Source organism: Actinomadura napierensis (assembly GCF_039529375.1).
Lineage (GTDB): Bacteria > Actinomycetota > Actinomycetes > Streptosporangiales > Streptosporangiaceae > Spirillospora > Spirillospora napierensis.
On the sequence record NZ_BAAAMR010000005.1, the window covers coordinates 79,913 to 94,725 of the forward strand.

13 protein-coding genes are annotated in these 14,813 nt (G+C 73.8%); 7 read left to right on the forward strand and 6 right to left on the reverse strand.

The window, feature by feature from the left end; translation table 11 throughout:
• Window positions 1–9: 9 nt before the first annotated feature.
• Together ABD296_RS04930 and ABD296_RS04935 are read left to right on the forward strand one after the other, a co-directional pair.
• Complete coding sequence (locus ABD296_RS04930) at window positions 10–702, forward strand: ABC transporter ATP-binding protein (protein WP_344261894.1); 693 nt, start codon at window positions 10–12, stop codon at window positions 700–702.
• Window positions 699–3,092 (forward strand): ABC transporter permease, encoded by a 2,394-nt coding sequence (locus tag ABD296_RS04935; RefSeq protein ID WP_344261896.1) that lies wholly within the window; start codon window positions 699–701, stop codon window positions 3,090–3,092. Before ABD296_RS04930 ends, ABD296_RS04935 begins: the two co-directional genes overlap by 4 nt.
• An 11-nt stretch (window positions 3,093–3,103) precedes the next feature.
• On the opposite strand, the gene ABD296_RS04940 is transcribed toward ABD296_RS04935, so the two are convergent.
• Window positions 3,104–4,036: an oxygenase MpaB family protein gene (locus ABD296_RS04940; RefSeq protein ID WP_344261898.1), complete on the reverse strand. Its 933-nt coding sequence runs from the start codon at window positions 4,034–4,036 to the stop codon at window positions 3,104–3,106.
• A gap of 84 nt (window positions 4,037–4,120) precedes the next feature.
• Here ABD296_RS04940 and ABD296_RS04945 point away from each other — a divergent pair, with 84 nt between their 5' ends.
• A complete protein-coding gene (locus ABD296_RS04945; RefSeq protein ID WP_344261900.1) occupies window positions 4,121–4,738 on the forward strand; it encodes a TetR/AcrR family transcriptional regulator in 618 nt (205 codons plus the stop codon).
• Here ABD296_RS04945 and ABD296_RS04950 read toward each other — a convergent pair.
• Complete coding sequence (locus ABD296_RS04950; protein WP_344261902.1) at window positions 4,735–5,397, reverse strand: phosphatase PAP2 family protein; 663 nt, start codon at window positions 5,395–5,397, stop codon at window positions 4,735–4,737. The genes ABD296_RS04945 and ABD296_RS04950 overlap by 4 nt on opposite strands.
• 174 nt (window positions 5,398–5,571) lie before the next feature.
• Between ABD296_RS04950 and ABD296_RS04955 the strand changes: the two genes are divergently transcribed.
• Window positions 5,572–6,825, forward strand: a complete 1,254-nt coding sequence (locus ABD296_RS04955; protein WP_344261904.1) for an extracellular catalytic domain type 1 short-chain-length polyhydroxyalkanoate depolymerase — start codon at window positions 5,572–5,574, stop codon at window positions 6,823–6,825.
• A 54-nt stretch (window positions 6,826–6,879) separates the two neighbouring features.
• Here the strand turns inward: ABD296_RS04955 and ABD296_RS04960 are convergent, their stop codons facing one another.
• Both ABD296_RS04960 and ABD296_RS04965 read right to left on the reverse strand, forming a co-directional pair.
• Window positions 6,880–7,800, reverse strand: a complete 921-nt coding sequence (locus ABD296_RS04960) for an NADP-dependent oxidoreductase (RefSeq protein WP_344261906.1) — start codon at window positions 7,798–7,800, stop codon at window positions 6,880–6,882.
• 28 nt (window positions 7,801–7,828) lie between these two features.
• Complete coding sequence (locus ABD296_RS04965) at window positions 7,829–9,034, reverse strand: MFS transporter (RefSeq protein ID WP_344261908.1); 1,206 nt, start codon at window positions 9,032–9,034, stop codon at window positions 7,829–7,831.
• A gap of 60 nt (window positions 9,035–9,094) precedes the next feature.
• On the opposite strand from ABD296_RS04965, the gene ABD296_RS04970 reads away from it, so the two are divergent.
• The gene (locus ABD296_RS04970) at window positions 9,095–10,153 is read left to right on the forward strand and encodes a transcriptional regulator (RefSeq protein ID WP_344261910.1); all 1,059 of its coding nucleotides are present in this window, start codon (window positions 9,095–9,097) and stop codon (window positions 10,151–10,153) included.
• Here the strand turns inward: ABD296_RS04970 and ABD296_RS04975 are convergent.
• Both ABD296_RS04975 and ABD296_RS04980 read right to left on the reverse strand, forming a co-directional pair.
• Window positions 10,128–10,490: a hypothetical protein gene (locus tag ABD296_RS04975; RefSeq protein WP_344261912.1), complete on the reverse strand. Its 363-nt coding sequence runs from the start codon at window positions 10,488–10,490 to the stop codon at window positions 10,128–10,130. The two genes, ABD296_RS04970 and ABD296_RS04975, sit on opposite strands and share 26 nt — an antisense overlap.
• 267 nt (window positions 10,491–10,757) lie before the next feature.
• Window positions 10,758–11,375, reverse strand: coding sequence for a TetR/AcrR family transcriptional regulator (locus ABD296_RS04980; protein WP_344261914.1), 618 nt, complete (start codon window positions 11,373–11,375; stop codon window positions 10,758–10,760).
• A gap of 150 nt (window positions 11,376–11,525) precedes the next feature.
• Between ABD296_RS04980 and ABD296_RS04985 the strand changes: the two genes are divergently transcribed.
• Window positions 11,526–12,695, forward strand: coding sequence for an acyl-CoA dehydrogenase family protein (locus ABD296_RS04985; protein ID WP_344261916.1), 1,170 nt, complete (start codon window positions 11,526–11,528; stop codon window positions 12,693–12,695).
• A gap of 1 nt (window position 12,696) precedes the next feature.
• The gene (locus tag ABD296_RS04990) at window positions 12,697–14,808 is read left to right on the forward strand and encodes an acetate--CoA ligase family protein (protein WP_344261918.1); all 2,112 of its coding nucleotides are present in this window, start codon (window positions 12,697–12,699) and stop codon (window positions 14,806–14,808) included.
• The last annotated feature ends 5 nt before the right edge of the window (window positions 14,809–14,813 follow it).

Consider the following 14,813-nt stretch of genomic DNA (forward strand, 5'->3'; position numbering starts at 1 on the left):
GGGAGCCTCATGGGACAGGTGATCGAGCTGGACGGCGCGACGAAGGAGTACGGCGGCGCGGCCGTGCCGGCGCTCGGGCCGGTGTCGCTGGGCGTGGAGGAGGGCGAGGCGCTGGCGGTCGTCGGGCCGTCGGGCAGCGGCAAGTCGACGCTGCTGAACCTGGTCGCCGGGCTGGACCGGCCGTCCGCCGGGACGGTGACGGTGGACGGGCGGCGCGTCGACCGGCTCGGGGAGGCGGCGCTCGCCCGGTTCCGGCGGGAGCGGATCGGGTTCGTGTTCCAGTTCTTCAACCTGCTGGACGACCTCACCGTCGCCGACAACGTGCGGCTGCCCGCGCAGCTGGCGGGGACGCCGCGCCGCAAGGCGGCGGGCCGCGCCGACGAGCTGCTGGAGATGCTCGGCATCGGCCGGCACGCGGGCGCGTACCCGGGGCGGTTGTCTGGCGGTGAGCGGCAGCGCGTCGCGGTGGCGCGCGCGCTGGTCAACCGGCCGGCGCTGCTGCTGGCCGACGAGCCGACGGGCGCGCTGGACACCGCGTCCGGCCACGAGGTGCGCGAGCTGCTCGCCGAGGTGCACGCGGGCGGGCAGACGATCGTGCTGGTCACGCACGACATGGCGCTCGCGCGGTCGCTGGCGAGCCGGACGGTCACGCTGGTCGACGGCGCGATCGCCGCCGACGACAGGGCGGGGGTGCGGCGATGAGCGCGCTCGGCCGGGTGGTGCGCTCGGGCGTGGGGCGGCGGCGCGTCCAGACGCTGGTGGTCGCGCTCGCCACGCTGATGTCGGTGGCGTCGGCGGTCGTCGCCGGGTCGCTGGTCGTCGCGTCATCGGCGCCGTTCGAACACGCGTTCGGGCGGGCGCACGGCGCGCACCTGACCGCGCAGATCGACGGCGGGAAGGCCACCGCGGCGCAGGCCACGGCGACCGCCGACCTGCCGGGCGTCACGGCGAGCGCCGGGCCGTTCCCGGTCGCGGTGGTCTCGCTCACGGCGCGGGGCGGGGGCCCCCTGCCCGAGCTGACCGTGGCGGGGCGTTCGTCCTCCGGCGGCCCGGTCGACCGGCTGGAGATCACGGCGGGCCGGTGGCCGTCCGGGCCGGACGAGATCATGATGCCGGTGCAGGTCCCGCCCGACGTGGGCGTCGGGTCGACGCTGACCGCGCCGGGCGGGCGGACCCTGAAGGTCGTCGGGCAGGCCCGCTCGGTCACCGGCTCCGCCGACGCGTGGACGACCCCGGCCGGGCTCGCCGCGCTCCGAACGGCGAAGGCGCCCGCGACGACGCAGATGCTGTACCGGTTCTCGGGGTCGCCGGCGAAGTCCGCGCTGGCCGCCGACCGCTCGAAGCTGGCGGCGGCCCTGCCGAAGGGCGCGCTGGCCGGTACCCAGTCGTATCTGGACGCCAAGTACGTCGCCGACCGCGAGGCGGCCACATTCGTGCCGTTCCTCATGGCGTTCGGCGCGCTCGGCCTGGGGATGTCGGTCATCGTCGTCGCCGGGGTGGTCGGCGGCACGGTCGGGGCGAACCTGCGGCGGATCGGGATCCTGAAGGCCATCGGCTGCACGCCCGCCGAGGTCGTCCGCGCGTACGTCGCGCAGGCGCTCGTCCCGGCCGGCGCCGGCACCCTGCTGGGCGTGGTGCTCGGGAACCTGATCGCCTACCCGCTGCTCGGCGACGTGCAGCAGGTGTACGGGACGACCGGCCTGTCGGTCGCCTGGTGGGTCGACGTCGCCGTCGCGGCGGGCGCGCTGCTGGTCGTGGCGGTCGCCGCCCTCGTCCCGGCGCTGCGGGCGGGACGGCTGCGGAGCGCCGAGGCGATCGCGGTCGGCCGCGCGCCGAGCACCGGCCGCGGCCGGTGGGCGCAGCGGATCGCGGGGCGGCTGCCGCTGCACCGCGCGGTGACGCTCGGGCTGGCGACGCCGTTCGCGCGTCCCGTCCGGTCGGCGTCAATGCTCGCGGCCGTGATGTTCGGAACCGCCGCCGCGACGTTCGCGATCGGCCTGGCGGCGTCGCTGAACACCATCGGCGCCGCCCGCGACCCCGCCGCGTCCGCCGCCGTCAGCGTGATGGGCGGAGACCCCGCTCCGCAGCAACAGGGCCCGCCGCCCGGACAAGGACCGGCACAGGGACCCGCGCAAGAACCGGCGCAGGGACCGGCGGAGGGGCCGCCTTCGATGGACGGCGCGAAGGTGAAGGCCGCGATCTCCGCCCAGTCCGGCACGGCGTCGTTCTACGGAGTGCGCACCGCGCAGGCGACCGTGACGGGCGTCGTGGGAGCGATCGACATGCGCCTCTACCAGGACGACCTACGGGCGGCCGCGTACGACATCATCGCGGGGCACTGGATCACCGGCCCCGGTCAGGCCGTGGTGCCGACGCACTTCCTCGACGTGACCGGTCACCGCGTCGGCGACACGATCACCGTGCTGGGCCAGGGCACCGCGGTGCGGCTGCGGATCGTGGGCGAGGCGTTCGACCTCGAGAACGACGGGATGCGCGTGCACGCCGCCGCCTCCTCGTTCTCCGGAGTCGAGAACCAGGGCGCGGCCGACGAGTACCTCGTCCGGCTGAAGCCGGGGGTCTCGACGGCGTCCTACATCAGCGGGCTGAACAGCGCGCTACAGCCGCTCGGGGCGCAGGCGATGGCGTCCGCCGACGACACCAGCAGCACGATCGTCATCCTGGACTCGCTGGCGGCGCTGCTCACGCTGCTGCTGGTCACGGTGGCGGGGCTCGGCGTCCTCAACGCGGTCGTCCTGGACACCCGCGAGCGCGTGCACGACCTGGGCGTCTGCAAGGCGATCGGGATGTCGCCCCGGCAGACCATCGCGATGGTGCTCGCCTCGGTCGCCGCTCTCGGCGCGGCCGGCGGCCTGGCCGGCCTGCCCGCGGGCATCGCCCTGCACCACCTGGTCATGCCGCTGATGGGGGACGCCGCGGGCACCCGGCTGACCCCGCACATGACGGCGGTCTACGACGTGCCGCTGGTCGTCCCGCTGGCGCTCGGCGGCATCGTGATCGCGATGCTCGGCGCGCTGCTGCCGGCCGGCTGGGCCGCGAAGGCCCGCACCGCGACCGCCCTGCGCACCGAGTAACACGCTCCGCGCTACAGCGGGCGCGTCTCCAGGACCTGCTGGAGCTTCTCCTGGGCGCGGGCGGCCTGGCGGGCGCGGTAGGCGATCGGCATGTAGCGGAGGCGCTCGGGCAGGAGCGGCGTGCTGCGGCCGATGACCTGCCCGACGGCGCGCAGCCTCCGCTCGTCGGCCTTGCTCCACGACAGGCCGAGCTTCTCGCGCGCGGCCGGCGGGAGCGTCCCGACGGAGATGAAGCGGCCGAGGCGTCCGGTGGCGGCGATCAGGGGCGTCGCCAGCGGGCGCAGCGGCGCGGGGACGCCGGGCGGGAGCTTGTCCATCCGGTCGAGGACCTCCAGCGCGACCTTGTGCGGGACGAGGGTGTTCTCCACCATGTCGTCGAAGTACGCCCAGTACTCCTCGATGGTGCCGGGCAGCATCCGCTCCGGGACCTGGAGGATCCGGCCGAGGTTGAGGAACTCGTCGAACACCTGCTGCTGCTCGTCGGGGGTCATCGGCTCGGGCGCGAAGTACTTGGACGCGGTGACGGCGGCGTAGAAGCCGGTCAGGTGCACCCATGCCCACGGTTCGGCCGACAGCGCGTGGTGGCTGGTGCCCTCCTCGTCCTCCGCGCTGAGCGGCTTGTGCATCTCGCGGAGCCGCCTGCCCTCCTCGATCGCGGTCCGCCCGCCGTACACCCAGGTCTGCACGGACGCGAAGCTGCGCGCGGCGCGGCCGAGCGGGTCGCGGCGGAAGCTGGACAGCCGGTCGACCACGGTGCCGATCGCCGGGTGCATGGTCTGCAGGATGAACACGCTGTTGCCCGCGATCGCCGAGGTGTAGAGCCCCATGGTGTCCCACAGGATCGAGCCGGGCTCGAACGGGACGGGCTCGGGGCGCGCGGCGACCCGGGCCGCGGGCGCGGCGGCCGCTGCCCGCGCGGCAGCCGCGTTCTCGGTCATCGTCATGGTCTCGCCTCCCGATGCGTCTCGTATTACAGTGAAACGCGAATAAGCAGTCGCTTACAAGTCGCGTTCCGGGAGGGTCCGCCGATGCCCCGCTCACCTGGGCTCTCGCCCCGCCGGACGCCGCGCCAGGACCGGTCGCGGCAGATGGTGGAGCGCATCCTGGACGCCGCCACTCGCGTTCTGTCCGAGCACGGCTACGACGGCGCGTCCACCAACCGCATCGCCAGGGCGGCCGGGATCAGCAACGGCTCGCTCTACCAGTATTTCCCCAACAAGGACGCGATCGTCATCACCGTCATCGACCGGTTCGCCGACCACCTCGCCGACCGGCTCGGCGCTCAGATCGAGTCGACCATGCACGCGTCGTGGCAGGAGGCCGGCCGCGCGCTGCTGGACGTGCAGATGCGGCTGTTCGAGGAGCACGCCGACCTGCTGCGGATCATCGTCGAGCAGATCCCGCGGCTCGGCCCGTTCGACAAGCTGGCCGCGCTGCAGCGGCGGCTGACCGACCTCGTCCGCGTGTACCTGCTGGTGAACCGGGACGCCTTCCGCGACGACCTGGACGTGGACGCCGCGCTGTGGATCCTCGCCGAGACCGTCGGCGAGCTGTCGATCAAGTACGTGCTGGACCGGCCGCCGATCCCCCGCGAGCGGATGCTCGACGAGCTGGCCGAGCTGGTCATCCGCTATATCCGCGGCTAGCCGGCGCGCGCCGGCTGCCCCGGCCACGACCGGCGGGTGAAGGGGTCCACCGCCGCCAGCCCGGTCAGCAGCACCGGCCCGAGCGCCAGGCTGAACAGCACGTCGGTGAGCCAGTGCTCGTCGGCGAGGGTGAGGGACGCGCCGGTCAGGAACCCGGTGACCAGCGCGACGTCGCGCCGGACGCGCGCCGTCAGCCACCGGCCGAGGGCCGGGACGACGATGACGAGCAGTTCGACCGCGACCCAGATGAGCACGAAGCCGTTCAGCGTGTGGCCGGACGGATAAGCGTCGCCGTGCGTCCACAGAACGTCGGTGTTCCCGTGCGGATACGTCCGCGGGATCACCGACTTCAACCCCAACTGGAGCAGCGAAAGCAGGCCCACCACCACGAACGGCACCAGCGCGGGACGCGGCGAACGCGCCCGGATGACCCCGAGTACCGCCAATGGGACCAGGACGTATTTCACGATGACGCCGCGCTGCCCAAGCTGCGTGAAAACCCCGACGACCGACATCCACCCGCCCCGGACATCGGCGTCGCAGAACCTGTGGACCGTCCAGTCGAGATGCCGGAGCGGGCCGTCCGCCAGAACGTCGGCCGTGACACCGGCCATGACGATGACGGCGAGGACGTACCAGCCCCACGACCGCCACCGCATACGGAGGGTCTTCCCCGATCACCACCCGTGACGCATGGGGAACGGCACCATAGCGGCCCCGGGGCGACATGGGCGCCCCGCACATTTCGAAAGGGCACCGCATTGGTTTGACTGCCGGATGGGCGCCCCTCCTTCCCGATCCCCACCCCGTTCGACCGATCCGGGAGAGCCCTCATGTACCGACCACCCCCGCGCATTCTGCGGCGCCTCGCGAAATGGCTCGCGTCCGCCGCCGCCCTCACCCTTCCCGCCGCCGTGCTGGGCGCGGCCGCGACCACCGCGCCGGCGCACGCCGCGACCGGCACCTACCAGCAGGTCACCGGATTCGGATCCAACCCCGGGAACCTGCAGATGTACGAGTACGTCCCGGCCGGGCTGCCGTCCGGCGCCCCGCTCGTGGTGGCGCTGCACGGCTGCACCCAGAGCGCGGACGACTACTACTCCCATTCGGGCTGGCCGCAGTTCGCCGACCAGTGGAAGTTCGCGGTCGTGTTCCCGCAGACGACCACGTCCAACAACATCCAGAAATGCTTCCAGTGGTTCGATCCCGCCAAGGACGCGCGCGGCGGCACCGAGTCGGCGTCGATCGTCCAGATGGTCTCCTACGCCGAGCAGAAGCACGGCTCGGATCCGCACCGGGTGTTCGCCACCGGGCTCTCGGCGGGCGGCGGAATGACGGCCGACCTGCTCGCCGCCTACCCGGACGTCTTCGCCGGCGGCGCGATCGACTCGGGCCTTCCCGCGCAGTGCGCCACCAGCCTCGTCGCCGCCTCGGGCTGCCAGATGAACAATCAGAATCTCACACCCGCGCAGTGGGGCGACAAGGTCCGCAACAGCCACTCCGGCTACACCGGACCGTGGCCGCGCGTCGCCATCTGGCAAGGCACTGCCGACTACACCGTCTATCCGGTGAACGCCACCGAACTGCGCGACCAGTGGACGAACGTCTGGGGCATTTCGCAGACGCCGTCGAGCACGCACAGCCTGCCCGGCGGCACCACGCAGAGCGTCTACAACGACGCGAACGGGAAACCGGCCGTCGAGGTGTACTCCATTTCCGGGATGGGCCACGGCCTCGCCGTCGACCCCGGCTCGGGCACCGACCAGTGCGGCACCACCGGCGCGTACTTCCTCGACGCCATCTGCTCCACCTCGTACACGGCGAAGTTCTGGGGACTCGACGGCTCGGACGGCACCGACCCGGGCGACCCGGGTGATCCCGGCGACCCCGGTGACCCGGGCGGCCCGCAGCAGTGCTTCACGGCCGGCAACTACGCGCAGGTCGTGGCCGGGCGGGCGCACATGAGCGGCGGCTACACCTACGCCAACGGCTCCAACCAGAACATGGGCCTCTACAACGTGTTCGTCACGCACACGCTGAAGGAGACGTCCGCGAACTACTACGTCATCGCCGATTCCGGCTGCTGAACCCCGGACCGGGCCGTCCGCCGGGCGGCCCGGTCCTGGCCGGGCGGCCCGGTCCTACGGGGTGATGACGAGCTTCCCGCGCGTGTGGCCGCTCCGGCTCTCGTCGAAGGCGGCGCCCACGTCGTCGAGGGAGAACGTCCTGGCGACGTCAACCCGCAGCGCGCCGCGTTCGACCATGGCGGCCAGCTCGGCGAGCTTCGCGCCGTCGGGGCGCACCCAGATCCAGTGGCCGCCGTGCTGCTCCACGCTGTTGTCGGCGACGGACACGTGCCGCCCGCCCGGCGCGAGCACGGCGAGCGTCGCGTCCAGCTGCCCGCCCACGAAGTCGGCGACCGCCGTGACGCCGTCCGGCGCGAGCTCGCGGACCCGCTCCACCAGCCCGTCGCCGTAGGAGACCGGTTCGGCCCCGAGTTCGCGCAGGTGGTCGTGGTTGGACTCGGACGCGGTGCCGATGACGCGGGCGCCGCGGTCGACGCCGATCTGCACCGCGAAGCTGCCCACTCCCCCGGACGCCGCGTGCACGAGCAGCACGTCGCCCTTGCCGGCCTCCAGCCGGTCGAGGCACCGCTGGGCGGTCATCCCGGCGAGCGGCAGCCCGCCCGCCTCGCTCCAGCCGAGCGCGGCCGGCTTGCGCGCGCAGTGCACGGCCGGGACCGCGACGTACTGCGCGAACGTCCCGGCGTGCACGACGTTCTTGCGGGCGTAGGCCATGACCTCGTCGCCCGGCGCGAACTCCGGGGTGTCCGGGCCGAGCGCGCGGACGACCCCGGCGACGTCCCAGCCGGGGATCACCGGGAACACCGCGTCCATCATCGCGTCGAGCCCGCCGGACATCACCTTCCAGTCCACCGGGTTGACGCCCGCCGCGCGGACCTCGATCAGCACCTCGCTCGGGCCGAGCTTGGGGTCGGGCGCCTCGCCGGCGGTGAGGCGGGAGTTGTCGGAGGCATAGGAGTCGTAGGTGGCGGCACGCATGCCCTCAGCCTGCCACCGGGCCCGCCCGCTAAACCCGCTCGCCCACAGGTGCGGGTCCGGGCGCGGGGCCGGGCGCGGGGCGCACCCGCAGCCCCGGCACGAGCGACAGGGTGACCGCGACCGACGCCGCCGCCATCACCGCCATCCCCGTCGCCGGCGAGGTGGCCTGCGCGATCGCCCCCGCGAGCGCGGCGCCGACCCCCTGCATGGCGAGCATCCCGGACGAGTGCAGGCCGAGGGCGTGGCCGCTCAGCTCGTCCGGGGTGAGGTGCAGCAGCCGGTCCTGGAGCAGCAGGGTCGCGCAGTACCCGACGCTCGCCGCGACGATCGCGGCCACCGCGACGGGCAGCGGCGGGCGCAGCGCGAAGACCAGGTAGGGGGTGGCGAGCAGCAGCCGCATCGGCGCGTCGAGGCGCTTGCGCCAGGCGGGCGGGACGAACCGCCCGGCGAGCGTGTCCCCGGCGAGCATGCCGACCGCGCCGGCCGCGAACAGCAGCCCCGCGTGCCGCGGCGCGTACGGGACGAACAGCGACTCGCAGCCGACGATCAGCCCGTTCGGTACCCACAGCGCCAGGTAGACGGCCCGCCGCGGCCCCGACGACCACAGCCGGACGTTGTTGCGCCACGTCTCGCCCGCGGTCGCGCGTCCGGTGGCGCGCGGCCCGCGCGCGCTCAACCCGAACCGGGCGACGGCCGCCGCCGCGAGGTACAGGGCGGCACCGGTCAGCAGCGTCCCGCGCGCGGAGAGCGTGTTGACCAGGACGCCGCCCGCCGCGAACCCGATGATCTGCATCAGCCCGACCGACATGTTGAGCACCGACCGGCCGAGCAGGTACCCCTCCCGGTCGAGGATCTCGTTCAGCAGCCCGTACCGCACCCCGCCGCCCACCGCGCTCACCACCCCGAGGGCGAGGACGAGGGCGAACACGCCCCACACCGCCAGCCCCGGGACGGCCTGCGCGGCGGTGCCGGCGGCGAACAGCAGCGACAGGCCCGCGAGCGCCGCGCGCGGCGGAAGCCGGTCGGCCGCCGACAGCACCGTCAGCGCCCCCGCGAGCTGGGCGAGCATCGGCCCGAACATCGCCAGCGACGACAGCAGCGGCGAACCGGTCCTGGAGTACACGAGCGTGCCGAGCGCCAGCCCGCTCACCGTCTGCGCCGCGACCTGTCCCGCCGAGGTCAGGAACAGCGGCGTGAACTCCGGCGTGCGGAACAGGTCCCCGTAGGTGCGCATGACCGGAGTCTCCGGGGCATCCCGCCGGGCCCGTTACTCTTTCGCGGGGAGGCGAAACCATTGGGCTGGTGGGAGATCAACGCGGACACGCTCGCGGGGAGCCGGTTCGTCGTCTCGCCCCTCGCCGAGGCCACCGCCTGCCTGAAGGCGCTGCGCTGGGAGAGGGCCGGGAATCCGGCCGAGCGCACATGGCTGGACGCCCGCCTGCCCGCCTACCGCGCGCGGACGGCCGCCGACCCGGTGACGGCGCAGCTCGTGCAAGCGGCCTTCGTACCGAGGTGGAACGCCGACTTCATCGTCCCGACCCCGTCCGGGGAGCCGGAGGCGTCGTTCGAGGCCGAGCTGGAGGGGATCCGGCGCACGGCCCCCGAGGCCGCCCGCGCCGACCTGGCCGTCTCCCTCGACGGCCCGCTCCCGCCCGCCCTCGACCGCGACGACCTGCCCGAACGCGCCGCCGACCTGCTCACCTGGATCTGGCGGGAGATGGTCCTGCCCGACTGGCCGCGGCGGCGCCGGATCATCGAGGCCGACATCGTCTCCCGCGTCGCGCACCTGAGCCAGGGCGGCTGGGCGGCGGCGCTGGACGACATGCGCCCCGGCATGCGCTGGCTCGGCGAGAACCGGCTGCAGATCAACACCGCCGACTACCCGCCGCGCGACCTGGCGGGGAAACCGCTGATGTTCGTGCCGGTCACCCCGGGGCAGACCTGGGTCTCCTGGGATCGGGCGTCGTCCCGGTACGCGGTCGTCTACGCGTGCTCCGGCATCCTCGCCGGCGCGGACGCCGCCCCGGTGCCCGACGCGCTCGGCGCGCTGCTCGGTCCCGTGCGCGCGTCGGTGCTCGTCCTGCTGGACACCCCGAAGAGCACCACGCAGCTCGTGGCCCTGACCGGCCACGGCCTCGGCAGCGTCGGCCGGCACCTCAAGATCCTTCTGGACGCCCGGCTCGTCCGCCGCCGCCGTGCCGGCCGCTCGGTCCTGTACTACCGGACGGAGGCGGGCGAGGGCCTCGTCGCGGCCCAGCGCGACCCGACCGCCCGCGGCACGGCGGCCCGGCACGGCACGGCGGCCCAGCGCGACCCGGCGGCCGGAGTCAGCAGCGGACCGTCGTCAGCTTGATCTTCCCGGCGCGGTCCCAGTCCACGCCGGCCGCCGCGGTACCCGCCGCCACGCATTCGATCTCGGCGCCGGACCGGTCGTAGAGCCTGGCCGCGGCGCCGCCGGCCTGCTCGTTGGCGAGCCCGCCCCGACCGTGCCAGTTACTCAGACCGTAGGTGCCGTACCGGTAGAAGTCGAAGACATGGTATTTCCCGCCATAGGCGACGGTCGCACAGACATAACCCGGGCGGCATTTCGGAATGTCTCCCGCATTCCCGTAATGCTTGTGCGTGACGGACGGGGACGTCGCCGGGGCGGACGGCGCCGCCGGCGGGGCGGCGGCCACGGTCGTGGTCATGGCCCCGGCGGCGAGGACGGCTCCGGCCCTGCGCCGCCACGCGGCGACCCCACGAAATACCTGCACGAATCTCCTGCCTTCATCTCCACGCGAGCCCACGGCCCGGCAGCGCTTTGCGCCCGTCACGGGCGATCGACATCGGCGACTATAAAGGCAGGCGACGCGGCTCGCAAAAAGGAGCCAAAGCATTTGCCGAGGCGATCGAGAATGGCCGGAATTCGCCCGGTTCCTCACCTCCGACGCGGGCCGGGCGGAGGCCGGCGGCGGTCAGGGGGTCGCGGTGGCGCGGTCGAAGCGGCGGATCAGCTCGATCGCGGCGTCGATGACCTCCTGGGCCTCGGCCTCGTCCTCGCTGGTGGCGACCTCGCGGCCGGCCTCGCCGATGACCGTGGTGAGGACGGCGACGGTGAGGCGGTCGATGGGCTCGCCGCCGAGCGCGAGCAGCACCGCGTTCTGCCGGACCCAGTCGCGGCGGCGGGTGCGGCGCATCAGGTCGAAGCCGGGCGGGCCGTCGCCGTCCATGAACAGGCGGGCGAGGTCGCGGCGCTCCCAGGAGCCGGCGAGGAACGCCCGCGCACCGGTGATGAACAGGCCGACGGGGTCGTCGACGCCGGCGTTCTTGGCCTCGGCCACGCTCGCGGTGGCGGCCTTCTCGTGCGCGCCCTCGTGCTCCTCCCACAGGGCGAGGAACAGCTCGGTCTTGCCGCCGAAGTGGTGGTAGAGGCTGCCGACGCTGGAGCCGGCGCGCTCGACGACCTCGGAGATCGCGGCGTCGGCGAAGCCGTGCGCGCAGAACACCTCGCGCGCCGCCTCGAGCATCGTGCGGCGCGTCTGCGCGGTGCGGCTCCATTCCCATCCGCCCCTGCCGCCGGGCTTGCGGGCCATCGGTCCCCCGTCCGTCGGCGGCCGCCGTCCGGCCGTCGGTGGAACAGATTCTAGAAAGCGCTCCGGACGACTTGACGGCGGGACGGCCCGATGCGCAACCTAGAACCGATTCCTAGAAATAGATTCTAGGATTGATCGGAGGGCCGGTCCATGGACTTCTCGCTGAGCGCCGAGGAACGTCAGATCCGCGACACCGTCCGCTCGTTCGTCGAGCGGGAGGTCGTGCCGCTCGAACCGGACGTGCTGCGCAACGAGCGCGCCGGGCGCCCGGGGCTCGACCCGCGGGTGCTGCGCGACCTGCGCGACAAGGCGCGCCGGTCCGGGTTCTGGGGGATCAACACGCCCGAGGAGTACGGCGGCGCCGCGCTCGGCCCGCTGATGTCGGCGATCGTGGCGATGGAGACCGGCCGGACGTTCGTCCCGTTCAGCTTCGGCGGCACCGCCGACAACATCCTGTACGCGTGCGACGAGCGGCAGAAGCGCGCCTACCTGGTCCCGACGATCGAGGGCGAGCGGCGGTCCTGCTTCGCCATCACCGAGCCCGGCGCCGGGTCGGACGCCCGCAGCATCCGCACCCGCGCCGTGCGCGACGGCGACGACTGGATCATCAACGGCGAGAAGACGTTCATCACCGGCGGCAACGAGGCCGACTTCGTCATGGTGTTCGCCGTGACCGACCCCGACCTCGGCGCGGACGGCGGCGTGACCTGCTTCCTCGTCGACCGGGACATGGGCTGGAAGTCCGAGCCGATCCCGACCATGGGCGAGTGGGGCCCGGCGTCGCTGGTGTTCGAGGACGTCCGGGTGCCCGCCGCCAACGTGCTCGGCGAGGTCGGCAAGGGCTTCGACCTGGCGATGCGGTGGATCGGGCAGGGCCGCTACATGATCCCGGCGCGGGCGATCGGCGCGGCCGAGCGGATGCTGCAGATGGCCGTCGACTACGCCAAGGTGCGCGTGTCCATGGGCCACCCGATCGCCGACTACCAGGCCATCCAGTGGATGATCGCCGACTCGCAGGTGGAGATCGAGGCGGCCAAGTGGCTGACGCTGTACGCGGCGTGGCGGGTGCAGGAGGGGCTGGACGCGCGGCACGCCTCGTCCATCGCCAAGCTGAACGGCGCGACGATGGCGAACCAGGTCGTGGACCGGGTGCTGCAGATCCACGGCGGCATGGGGTACACCAAGGAACTGCCGATCGAGCGCTGGTACCGGGAGCTGCGGCTGCTGCGGATCTTCGAGGGCACCGACGAGATCCAGCGCCGGACCATCGCCCGCAACCTGCTCAGGGGGCACGTCCGCCTGGGCGCCATCGGGGAGTGAGATGACCTCTCGCGATCCGCGGGCCGGGGTCCGCGCGCTGTTCAATCCGGGCTCGATCGCGCTGGTCGGGGCGAGCGACAAGTCCGGCTGGTCGGTGAGCACGTTCGGGAACCTGCGGGTGCACGGGTTCGCCGGTCCCGTCCACCTCGTCAACCCGCGCGGCGGGCTCGTGCACGGGCACGCGGCGTACCCGAGCCTGGCGGAGCTGCCCGGGCCGGTCGACCTCGCGTACGTGATGGTGCCGACGCGCGCCGTCCTGCCCGTGCTGCGGGACGGCGCCGGGGCCGGCATCAGGAACTACGTCGTGCTGACCGCCGGGTTCGGCGAGGCGGGCGAGGACGGCGCGCGGCTGGAGGCCGAGGTCGTCGCGTTCGCGCGGGAGGCGGGGCTGACCGTGCTCGGCCCGAACGGCAACGGCTACATCAACGCCGCCGCCGGGATCACCCCGTACGGGCTGCCGATCCCGCCGCCGCTGCTGCGCGGGCCGGTCGGCGTCGTCCTGCAGAGCGGCGCGCTGGCCAGTTCGGTGCTGGCGTTCGCGCAGGCCCGCAACATCGGGCTCAGCCTGCTGACCTCGATGGGCAACGAGTCGCTGGTCACCGTGCCGGACGTGATCGACTACCTGGTGGACGACCCGGCGACCAAGGTCATCGCGCTGTTCCTGGAGTCGGTGCGGGACCCGGACGCGTTCGCGCGGGCGGCGCGGCGGGCGCTGGAGGCGGGCAAGCCGGTCGTCGCGCTGAAGATCGGGCGCAGCCGGCTGGCGTCGCGCACCGCGCGGGCGCACACCGGCGCGCTCGTCGGCGACGACGGCGTGGTCGGCGCGGCGTTCCGGCGGCTCGGCGTGCTCCGGGTCCGGTCGCTGGAGGACCTCATGGTCACCGCCGGGCTGCTCGCCTCGGCCGGGCCGCTGCCGGGCCCGCGGATCGGCGTGGTCACCCCGTCCGGCGGCGCGTCGGAGATCATCGCCGACCGGGCCGAGGACGAGGGTCTCGAACTGCCCGCGTACGCCCCGGAGACCGCCGCCGCGCTGGCAGAGATCCTGCCGCCGTTCGCGACCGTGCAGAACCCCCTGGACGTCACCGGCTACGTGCTCATCGACCGGACGCTCCTCGGCCGCGCGCTGGAGATCGTCTCCGCCGATCCGGGCATCGACGCGGTGATGCTGCTGACCGACCTGCCGCGATTCACACCGCCCGACCCGTCGGTGCCGATGGCGAACTTCGAGACGCACGCCCGGCGCATCGCCGCGTCGCCGCGTCCGGTCGTGGTGGTCGGCAACACGCTGACCGACGTGTCGGAGTTCGGGCGGACCGTCCAGGAGAAGACCGGGTTCCCGCACGTGGTGGGCGGGATCGAGCACGGGATGCAGGCGATCGGCGCGGCCGTCCGCTGGTCGGCGGCGCGGCGGCGCGCATTGGAACGCCCGGAGCGCCCGGTGGCCGGCGAGCACATCGCGGTGGACGGCGCGTCCGGCGTGTGGGCCGAGCACCGCGCCGCCGCGCTCCTCGCCGGTGCCGGGCTGCCCGTGGTGCCGTCCGAGCTGGTCGGCGGCGAGGACGCGGCGGTCGCGGCGGCGGACCGGTTCGGCTACCCGGTCGTCCTGAAGGCGGCGGCGGACGGCCTCGCCCACAAGAGCGACATCGGCGGCGTCCGCCTCGGCCTGGCCGGGCCGGACGCGGTCCGCACCGCCTACCGCGAGGTCATGGCCGCGCTCGCGGGGCACGCCGGTGCGGGCGCGCTCGTCCAGCCGCAGCGGTCGGGCGGCGTGGAGCTGCTCGCCGGGATCGTCCGCGACCCGGCGTGGGGCCTCACGCTCGCGGTCGGGCTCGGCGGCGTGTGGGTCGAGGTGCTGCGCGACTCCGCGCTGCGCCTGCTGCCGGTGGACGCCCGCGACGTCCGGGAGGCGCTCGGCGAGCTGCGCGGCGCCGCACTGCTGAACGGCGCGCGCGGCGCCAAGCCCGCCGACCTCGACGCGGTCGCGGACGTGGTGTCGCGCGTCGCCGCGGTCGCCGCGTCCCTCGGCGACCGGCTCGAGGCGCTGGAGATCAACCCGCTCCGCGTCGACGGCGCCGAGGTCGAGGTCCTCGACGCCCTCATCACCTGGAACTGACGCCG

Excerpts from the sequence above, each read along its gene's own strand:
- ABD296_RS04965 (WP_344261908.1), bottom strand. The coding sequence starts at position 9,034 with ATGCGCACCTACGGGGACCTGTTCCGCACGCCGGAGTTCACGCCGCTG.
- ABD296_RS04990 (WP_344261918.1), top strand. The coding sequence starts at position 12,697 with ATGACCTCTCGCGATCCGCGGGCCGGGGTCCGCGCGCTGTTCAATCCG.
- ABD296_RS04940 (WP_344261898.1), bottom strand. The coding sequence starts at position 4,036 with ATGACGATGACCGAGAACGCGGCTGCCGCGCGGGCAGCGGCCGCCGCG.
- ABD296_RS04930 (WP_344261894.1), top strand. The coding sequence starts at position 10 with ATGGGACAGGTGATCGAGCTGGACGGCGCGACGAAGGAGTACGGCGGC.
- ABD296_RS04985 (WP_344261916.1), top strand. The coding sequence starts at position 11,526 with ATGGACTTCTCGCTGAGCGCCGAGGAACGTCAGATCCGCGACACCGTC.
- ABD296_RS04945 (WP_344261900.1), top strand. The coding sequence starts at position 4,121 with ATGCCCCGCTCACCTGGGCTCTCGCCCCGCCGGACGCCGCGCCAGGAC.
- ABD296_RS04955 (WP_344261904.1), top strand. The coding sequence starts at position 5,572 with ATGTACCGACCACCCCCGCGCATTCTGCGGCGCCTCGCGAAATGGCTC.
- ABD296_RS04935 (WP_344261896.1), top strand. The coding sequence starts at position 699 with ATGAGCGCGCTCGGCCGGGTGGTGCGCTCGGGCGTGGGGCGGCGGCGC.
- ABD296_RS04980 (WP_344261914.1), bottom strand. The coding sequence starts at position 11,375 with ATGGCCCGCAAGCCCGGCGGCAGGGGCGGATGGGAATGGAGCCGCACC.
- ABD296_RS04975 (WP_344261912.1), bottom strand. The coding sequence starts at position 10,490 with ATGACCACGACCGTGGCCGCCGCCCCGCCGGCGGCGCCGTCCGCCCCG.
- ABD296_RS04950 (WP_344261902.1), bottom strand. The coding sequence starts at position 5,397 with ATGCGGTGGCGGTCGTGGGGCTGGTACGTCCTCGCCGTCATCGTCATG.
- ABD296_RS04960 (WP_344261906.1), bottom strand. The coding sequence starts at position 7,800 with ATGCGTGCCGCCACCTACGACTCCTATGCCTCCGACAACTCCCGCCTC.